A 7,795-nucleotide genomic window follows, 5' to 3' on the forward strand; every position below is an offset into this window, starting at 1 on the left:
CGGAGGTACGCGCGGTCGCCGAGCAGCTCGGCGCGGCGGGCGCGGATCCCCCGGAAGCGCTCGTTGATCGCCTCCGTGACGAGCCGCTTGAGCGCCGCGCCGCCGGCGTCGCCGACCTCGGCGGCGACGTCCTCGGGCGTCCGGCCGAGGCACAGCGCGCCCAGCAGCACGAGGTTCGACACGCCCGGGCGGCGCACCGGGTCGTAGGCGATCCGGCGCTCGGCGTCGGTCTTCGCGCCCGCGACGAGCCGCGCGGTCTCCTCCGCCGTCGCGCCGATCGGGATCGCGTTGCCGCGGCTCTTGCTCATCTTCTGCGCGTCGGTCCCCAGCAGCGCCGGCGCGTCGGTGAGCAGCGCCGCCGGCTCCGGGAAGTACGGCGCCGCGGGGCTGTAGCGGCGGTTGAACCGGCGGGCGATGACCCGCGCGAGCTCGAGGTGCGGCAGCTGGTCCTTGCCCACCGGGACCACGTTGGCCTTGCAGAACAGGATGTCGGCCGCCTGGTGCACGGGATAGGTCAGCATCAGGCCGTTGATCGACTTGATGCCGGCCGTGGCCGCCTCCTCCTTCACGGTCGGATTGCGCTGCAGCTCGGCGACGCTCACGAGCGAGAGGAACGGCAGCAGCAGCTGGTTGAGCGCGGGGACGGCGGAGTGGGTGAAGAAGGTCGCCCGATCCGGGTCGAGCCCGGCGGCGATGTTGTCGAGCAGCAGGCTGCGGACGTTGCCGCCGATGTCGCCGACCGACTCTCGGTCGGTGATCACCTGGTAGTCGGCGATCAGCTGGAAGATCTCGACCCCGCTGCGCTGCAGCCGGATCCGGTTCTGGATCGAGCCGAAGTAGTGGCCGATGTGGAGCGCGCCGGTCGGACGGTCGCCGGTGAGCATGCGGAACTCGCCCGGATCGGTGCCGATCCGACGTTCGATCTCGGCGCTGCGCGCCACGGCCGCCTGGAAGGAGTCACTCACGACGGACGATCCTATCGAGGGCACGGCGGGGGTCAGCGCGCCGGTTCGCTAGGGTCGCGGAATGCCCACCATCGGTGTTGCGATCGCACTGGCGGAGCCCTGGGCCACCCAGCTGCAGGAGTACCGCGCGTCCCTCGGCGACGAGACCGCGGGGCTGATCCCGACCCACGTCACGCTGGTGCCGCCGGTCGAGCTCACCGAGCAGCAGATCGCCGATGCGGCCGGACACCTCGACCAGGTCGCGACCGGGTTCCCGCCGTTCCTCATACAGCTGAGGGGAACGGGTACGTTCCGGCCGGTCTCCCCGGTGGTGTTCGTCTCGCTGGTGCAGGGCATCTCCCAGTGCGAGGCACTCGCTGACCGGATCCGTCGGGGGCCGCTCGACGTACCCCTGCAGCACCCGTACCACCCGCACGTGACCGTCGCCCACCACCGACCGGAGGACGTCATGGACCGAGCCTTCGCCGAGCTCGCGACGTTCGACTGCACCTTCGACGTCGAGCGGTTCCACCTCTACCGCCACGACGACGGCACCGGCTGGCGGCCGGTCCGCGACTTCGCGCTGCGAGGCGCCCTGTGAGCTCGCCTCGCGAGCGTCTGACCGAGATCCGGGCCCGGCGGCCGTTCGTCGACCACGTCGTCCGGATGGTGCAGCACTACAACCTGGTGAAGGGCAACCTCCAAGCCGGGGCCATCACGTACTTCGGTTTCCTCTCGTTCTTCCCGATCCTCGCGCTCGCGTTCTTCGTGGTCGGCTACGTGTCCAAGGTCTTCCCCGAGGCGCAGGACATCCTGGTCGACGCCCTCGAAGGTCTCTTCTCGGGGGTCGAACTCGACCTCAGCGCCTTCGAGAGTGGCGCCGCGGTCGCCGGCGTCATCGGAGTCGTCGGTCTGCTGTACGCCGGGCTCGGCTGGCTCTCGGCGATGCGAGAGGCCCTGATCGTGATGTTCGAGCTCCCGCAGCGCGAGCAGCCCAACTTCGTGATCGGCAAGCTGCGCGACCTGGTCACGCTCGCGCTGATCGGACTGACCCTGATGGTGAGCGTCGCGTTCACCGGGCTGGTCAGCGGGTTCGCGAAGGACCTCCTCGCCTGGGCGGGTCTCAGCGAGGAGCTGCAGCCGCTGGTAACGCTCCTGACCGTCGTGCTCGGCCTTGCCGCGAACGTCGTGCTCTTCTTCACGATGTTCACCCTGCTGGCCAAGCCGCACACGCCGCGTCGGTCCCTGCTGTGGGGGGCGGTCCTGGGGGCCATCGGCTTCGAGGCGCTCAAGCGGCTCTCCTTCGTGCTGCTGGCGGCAACCCGGCAGTCCGAGGCGTTCCAGATGTTCGGGATCGCCCTGATCCTGCTGGTCTGGATCTACTACTTCTCGCGCGTCGTCATGTACGCCGCCGCCTGGGCCCACACCTCCCGCGACGCCCGGGACCAGCGCGACCGCGAGGCGCTGCAGGCCGACCGCCGCGAGTACGCCATGAAGGAGCTCACCCATGTCGAGCTCCGCGAGACCCCCGCCCGGTCCTCCCGCGTCAGCCCCCAGGCGGCCTTCGCCGCCGGCGGCGCCGCGATGCTAGGCCTCGTTGCCCTCGTCCGCCGCCGCAAGTAGCCGCCGCAAGTAGCCGCCGCGTGCCCCTGAGAGTGCGCCATGGCGCACTCTCAGGCACACGCCGCGGTGTTGACCGGTCAGTGGCCGTGGCGCATGGCGGCGTGCAGGTCCCAGTTGAGCCGGGAGATCACGTCGAGCGGGATCTCCTTGGGGCAGGCGGCGGCGCACTCGCCGATGTTGGTGCAGCCGCCGAAGCCCTCGGCGTCGTGCTGGGCGACCATGTTGACGACGCGGGTGTCGCGCTCGGCCTGGCCCTGCGGCAGCTCCCCGAGGTGGGTGATCTTGGCGCCGAGGAACAGCGACGCCGAGCCGTTCGGGCAGGCGGCGACGCAGGCACCGCACGCGATGCAGGTGGCGACGTCGAACGCGCGGTCGGCCTTGTCCTTCGGCACCGGGGTGGCGTGGGCGTCAGGGGCGGCACCGGTGTTCACGGAGATGTAGCCGCCCTGCTGGATGATCCGGTCGAAGGCCGAGCGGTCGACGACGAGGTCCTTGATGACCGGGAACGGGTCTGCCCGCCAGGGCTCGATGACGATGGTGTCGCCGTCGGTGAACGAGCGCATGTGCAGCTGGCAGGTCGTGGTGACCTCCGGTCCGTGCGGCTCGCCGTTGATCATGAGCGAGCACGTCCCGCAGATGCCCTCGCGGCAGTCGGAGTCGAACGCGACCGGCTCCTCGCCCTTGGTGTGCAGATCCTCGTTGAGGACGTCCAGCATCTCGAGGAACGACATGTCGGGGGAGACGTCGTCGACCTCGTAGGTGTGCATGGCGCCCCGTTCGGCGGAGTGCGCCTGGCGCCAGATCTTGAGGGTCAGCCTCACTTGTAGGACCTCTGCTTCATCTCGACGAACTCGTACACCAGGTCCTCCTTGTGCAGGATCGGCTTCTCGCCCTCACCGCCCCACTCCCAGGCCGCGACGTAGGCGTACTGGTCGTCGTGACGCAGCGCCTCGCCGTCCTCGGTCTGCGACTCGGCACGGAAGTGACCGCCGCACGACTCGCGACGGTTCAGGGCGTCGATGCACATCAGCTCACCGAGCTCGAGGAAGTCGGCGACCCGGCCGGCCTTCTCCAGCGACTGGTTCATGGAGTCGGCGGTGCCGAGCACCTTCACGTTGCGCCAGAAGTCGTCGCGGAGGGTCCGGATCAGGTCGATCGCCTTCCTGAGCCCGTCCTCGGTCCGCTCCATGCCGCAGAACTCCCACATGATGTTGCCGAGCTCGCGGTGGTAGGAGTCGACGCTGCGCGTGCCGTTGCTGTTCATGAAGTGGTCGATCCGCGCCTGCACCGACTGCTGCGCCTCGACCACCGCCGGGTGGTCTTCCGGCACCCGGTCGAAGGGACCGTCGGCGAGGTAGTCGCGGATCGTGTTCGACAGCACGAAGTAGCCGTCCGCCAGGCCCTGCATCAGCGCCGAGGCACCGAGCCGGTTGGCACCGTGGTCGGAGAAGTTCGCCTCGCCGGTGACGAACAGCCCCGGGATCGTCGACTGCAGGTCGTAGTCGACCCACAGCCCGCCCATCACGTAGTGCACGGCGGGGTAGATCCGCATCGGCACGGTGTAGGGGTCCTCGCCCGTGATCCGGGCGTACATGTCGAAGAGGTTGCCGTACTTCGCCTCGATCGCCGGCCGGCCGAGCCGTTCGATCGCCTCGGCGAAGTCGAGGTAGACGCCACGACGTACGCCGTCGACCTCCGGGCCTACGCCGCGACCCTCGTCGCACATGTTCTTCGCCTGCCGGGAGGCGATGTCGCGCGGCACCAGGTTGCCGAAGGCCGGATAGATCCGCTCCAGGTAGTAGTCACGGTCCGCCTCCGGAATCTCCCGCGGGTCCTTGACGCAGTCGGCCTTGTTCTTCGGTACCCAGATCCGGCCGTCGTTGCGCAGCGACTCGCTCATCAGGGTCAGCTTCGACTGGTGCGCGCCCGACACCGGGATGCAGGTCGGGTGGATCTGCGTGTAGCAGGGGTTGGCCATGAGCGCGCCCTTGCGGTGCGCGCGCCAGGTGGCCGTGACGTTGCAGCCCATGGCGTTGGTGGAGAGGAAGAAGACGTTCCCGTAGCCGCCGGAGGCGAGCACGACCACATCAGCGAAGTAGGTCTCGAGTTCGCCGGTGACCATGTCGCGCACGATGATCCCGCGCGCGCGGCCGTCGACGACGATCAGCTCGACCATCTCGTGCCGGGCGTAGCAGCGCACGGTTCCGGCCGCGACCTGCCGCTCGAGCGCCTGGTACGCGCCGATCAGCAGCTGCTGGCCGGTCTGACCCCGAGCGTAGAACGTGCGAGACACCTGGACGCCGCCGAACGAGCGGTTGTCGAGGAGGCCGCCGTACTCGCGGGCGAACGGGACTCCCTGCGCCACGCACTGGTCGATGATGTTCGCGCTGACCTCGGCGAGCCGGTAGACGTTCGACTCCCGGCTGCGGTAGTCACCACCCTTGATGGTGTCGTAGAAGAGCCGGTACGTGGAGTCGCCGTCGCCCTTGTAGTTCTTCGCGGCGTTGATGCCGCCCTGGGCCGCGATGGAGTGGGCGCGACGTGGTGAGTCCTGGTAGCAGAACGACTTCACGACGTACCCGGCCTCGCCGAGCGTGGCTGCGGCCGAGGCGCCTGCCAGGCCGGTGCCCACCACGATGATCGAGAGGCGTCGGCGGTTGGCGGGGTTGGCGATCCGGGCCTCGAACTTGCGGGTCTGCCAGCGGTCCTCGAGCGGACCGCTCGGCGCCTTGGTGTCCCGGACGGGGTCGCCGGGGGTGTAGTAGTCGGCGGCGTCGTCGTACTCCTGCTCCCCCGCGACGGTGTGAGAGGAGTCGAAGGCACTCGTGGTGTCGGGCATGTCGGTCATGGCAGCTCCTCAGTCGATGACGCCCGCGAGGACGAAGATCGGGACCAGCGAGAACCCGACCGTGATGATCAACGCGAGCCCGAGCCCCAGCACCTTGGCGTTGCTGCGAGCCCGCGCGTTGTTGGTCAGGCCGAGCGTCTGAGCCGCACTCCAGATGCCGTGGTGCAGGTGGGCGCCCAGCATCGCCATCGCCACCAGGTAGATCAGGGTCATCCACCACAGGTCGAAGGTGTCGACCAGGAGGTTGTACGGGTCGTTCGTCTCGCCACCCTGCGGGTTGACCTTGCCAATGGTGAAGTTCAGCAGGTGCCACACGACGAACACCAGGATCGTGACCCCGCCCCAGCGCATCATCCGGCTGGCGAAGGTCGCGCCGGTGTGCTTCTTGACGACGTACTTCACCGTGCGGGCCCGGCCCGCTCGGCGCCACAGCACGACGGCGGAGTACACGTGGACCACGAGCGCGACGATCAGGCCGACGCGGAGGATCCAGAGCAGGCCGCTGTGCGGCAGCATCGGCTCGCCGATCTCACGCAGGTGCTCGGCGTACTCGTTGAAGGCGTCATGCCCGGCGAACGCCTTCAGGTTGCCGTACATGTGGACGAGCACGAAGCCGATGAAGATGATCCCGCTCACCGCCATCAGCATCTTCAGCGCGATGGTCGAGCGGGTCGAGTGCGCACCCTTGACCAGGGGTTTGGGAGGGATGTGCGTTGCCACGACCAGAAACGCTACTCCCCGCGAGGCCCGTCGGGCGGGCCGGGGAGTGTGACATTCATCCGGGTGTGAGCTCAGCGGAGGGGGAGTGACACCCGCAGCGTCGTGCCGGCGTCGGAAGTGTCGATCTCGATCTCCCCTCGGTGCCGGTCGACGACGACCCGTCGCGCAATGTCGAGCCCCAGGCCGGTTCCGCGACCGACGTCCTTGGTGGTGAAGAAGGTGTCGTACGCGCGCGCCGCGACCTCGGGAGGCATGCCGTGCCCGGTGTCGCGGATCTCCACCACGAGGGAGCCGTCGCGGGTGCACGCGGCGACCGTGAGCGTCCCGCCGTCCGTCATCGCGTCGATGGCGTTGTCGACCAGGTTGGTCCAGACCTGGTTCAGCTCCCCGGCGTAGCCGTCGATCTGCGGCAGGTCGTCGCCGTACTCGCGGACCACCGTGACGCCCGCCTGGCGCAGCTTGTGGCCCAGCATCGTCAGGGTGCTCTCGAGCCCCTCGCGCACGTCGACCGGTTGCAGGGTCGCGCGGTCCATCTGCGTGTAGGACCTCACGGCCGAGACCAGGTCGGAGACCCGGCCGGTCGCCTCTCGGACCTCGCCGAGCAGCCGGTGCGCGGTGAGCGCGCTGGTCACCCAGGTCAACGCCGGCGCCAGCGCCCCGGGGGGTACGACGCCCTCGACCCGCGCACACCACTCGGCATCGACGCCGGCCGCGGTCAGCGACCCGGCCAGCCGCCAGGGAGACGGGACGCCGCGAGCCTCGAGCCAGGCGGCGACCGCTTCCTCGTCGTCCGCCGCCGCCAGCGGGTCCGCGGCCCGGGCCGGTGCGGCCACGGATCGGCGCAGGCCGTCCAGCTCGGTGAACTGGGCCGCGGTCAGGTCCCCTCGGGCGAGGTCGCCGAGGGAGTCGAGCAGAGACGCGCAGGTCTCGTCGAGGGAGTCCACCGCGCGGCCGGCCGCCGCGACTGGGTTGTTCAGCTCGTGCGCGAGCCCGGCGGCGAGTGTTCCGAGGCTGACCAGCGCGTCGCGCTGACGGGCCGTCGACTCGATCGACCGCGCGGTGTGGAACAGGCCGCTGATCAGGTGCACCGCGAGTGGGAACCACTCCTGCATCTGGCTGCGCAGCAGGTCGGCCGGGACCCTCAGCATCCGTCCCGGCTCGGCACCTCGGCCGGTCGCGAGGTAGGTGCCGTGCTCGTCCCACGCGAGGAAGCCGCCGGCCCACCGGCCGGGCACGTCGATCCGGCCCACGACGGTCTCGTCGCGGCCGGCGTGGCGCGCGAGCTCGACCGACCCGTCGACCAGCACCCACCAGTACGCCGCGAGGTCACCCTCGTGGAAGAGCTCCTCGCCAGGGACGATCTCGACCTCGTCGCCGCCGTCGAGGAGGGCCTGGACCTGGGCGTCGGTGACACCGTCGAAGAGCGGGAAGCCGCGGACGTCGTCGAGGGTGATCATGGCGTCATCAGATCGTCGCCAGGTAGCGGTGGACCAGGTGCACGGCCATGGCGCCCTCACCCACGGCGGAGGCAACCCGCTTCATGGAGTCCTGCCGCACGTCCCCGGCCACGAACACGCCGGGCACGCTCGACTCGAGTCCGAAGGGTGGCCGCTCCAGCGACCACCGGGTCGTCGGGTGGCGGAGCAGCTCAGGTCCGGTG

Annotated in this window: 7 protein-coding genes and 1 pseudogene; 2 read left to right on the top strand and 6 right to left on the bottom strand. The window is 69.8% G+C overall.

From position 1 onward, the window contains the following. Positions 1-965, bottom strand: a 965-nt coding sequence (gene trpS, locus VFZ39_RS00195; RefSeq protein WP_330863695.1) for a tryptophan--tRNA ligase, incomplete at its 3' end; no start/stop codon positions are given. A gap of 61 nt (positions 966-1,026) precedes the next feature. On the opposite strand from trpS, the gene VFZ39_RS00200 reads away from it, so the two are divergent. After that, positions 1,027-1,545, top strand: coding sequence for a 2'-5' RNA ligase family protein (locus tag VFZ39_RS00200; protein WP_330863696.1), 519 nt, complete (start codon positions 1,027-1,029; stop codon positions 1,543-1,545). Continuing rightward, the gene (locus VFZ39_RS00205) at positions 1,542-2,567 is read left to right on the top strand and encodes a YihY/virulence factor BrkB family protein (protein ID WP_330863697.1); all 1,026 of its coding nucleotides are present in this window, start codon (positions 1,542-1,544) and stop codon (positions 2,565-2,567) included. The genes VFZ39_RS00200 and VFZ39_RS00205 overlap by 4 nt, the downstream gene beginning before the upstream one ends. 77 nt (positions 2,568-2,644) lie before the next feature. On the opposite strand, the gene VFZ39_RS00210 is transcribed toward VFZ39_RS00205, so the two are convergent. The 5 genes and pseudogenes from VFZ39_RS00210 to VFZ39_RS00230 form a co-directional block, all read right to left on the bottom strand. Continuing rightward, complete coding sequence (locus tag VFZ39_RS00210) at positions 2,645-3,388, bottom strand: succinate dehydrogenase/fumarate reductase iron-sulfur subunit (RefSeq protein ID WP_330863698.1); 744 nt, start codon at positions 3,386-3,388, stop codon at positions 2,645-2,647. Next, positions 3,385-5,406 carry a fumarate reductase/succinate dehydrogenase flavoprotein subunit gene (locus VFZ39_RS00215; RefSeq protein ID WP_330863701.1) on the bottom strand — a complete coding sequence of 674 codons (2,022 nt, stop codon included), beginning with the start codon at positions 5,404-5,406 and terminating at the stop codon, positions 3,385-3,387. Before VFZ39_RS00215 ends, VFZ39_RS00210 begins: the two co-directional genes overlap by 4 nt. Before the next feature lie 18 nt (positions 5,407-5,424). Then, positions 5,425-6,135, bottom strand: coding sequence for a succinate dehydrogenase cytochrome b subunit (locus VFZ39_RS00220; protein WP_330863699.1), 711 nt, complete (start codon positions 6,133-6,135; stop codon positions 5,425-5,427). 71 nt (positions 6,136-6,206) lie between these two features. After that, positions 6,207-7,592, bottom strand: a complete 1,386-nt coding sequence (locus tag VFZ39_RS00225) for a sensor histidine kinase (RefSeq protein ID WP_330863700.1) — start codon at positions 7,590-7,592, stop codon at positions 6,207-6,209. Positions 7,593-7,599: 7 nt separating this feature from the next. Further along, positions 7,600-7,795, bottom strand: a pseudogene (locus tag VFZ39_RS00230) (fused response regulator/thioredoxin-disulfide reductase); the annotation flags it as partial.

The organism is Nocardioides sp., assembly GCF_036374615.1.
Lineage (GTDB): Bacteria > Actinomycetota > Actinomycetes > Propionibacteriales > Nocardioidaceae > Nocardioides.

Excerpts from the sequence above, each read along its gene's own strand:
- VFZ39_RS00200 (WP_330863696.1), top strand. The coding sequence starts at position 1,027 with ATGCCCACCATCGGTGTTGCGATCGCACTGGCGGAGCCCTGGGCCACC.
- VFZ39_RS00225 (WP_330863700.1), bottom strand. The coding sequence starts at position 7,592 with ATGATCACCCTCGACGACGTCCGCGGCTTCCCGCTCTTCGACGGTGTC.
- VFZ39_RS00215 (WP_330863701.1), bottom strand. The coding sequence starts at position 5,406 with ATGCCCGACACCACGAGTGCCTTCGACTCCTCTCACACCGTCGCGGGG.